The sequence below is a fragment of the Salinimicrobium oceani genome (genome assembly GCF_012037645.1).
Window position 1 is genome coordinate 1 of sequence record NZ_JAAVJR010001171.1, and the last position, 349, is coordinate 349.

Sequence of the window (349 nt, forward strand, 5' to 3'; positions counted from 1 at the left end):
TTTTGGTAGAAGTAATACGCTCCTGCATCGCACCCATTTCAGTTGCCAGTGTTGGCTGGTAACCTACCGCAGATGGCATACGCCCAAGAAGTGCAGATACCTCAGAACCTGCCTGAGTAAATCGGAAAATGTTATCTACGAAGAAAAGTACGTCTTTCCCCTGGCCTTCTCCGGCTCCATCACGGAAATATTCAGCAATGGTAAGTCCTGAAAGGGCAACACGTGCACGTGCTCCCGGTGGCTCGTTCATCTGTCCAAAAACGAAAGTTGCCTTTGAATCAAGAAGAGCTGTTTTGTCAACCTTTTCAAGGTCCCAACCACCTTCTTCCATAGAATGCATAAAGTCGTC

At 47.6% G+C, this 349-nt stretch carries 1 pseudogene; it reads right to left on the bottom strand.

What is annotated here, in order from left to right:
• Positions 1–349: pseudogene (locus tag HC175_RS21320) on the bottom strand (F0F1 ATP synthase subunit beta); the annotation flags it as partial.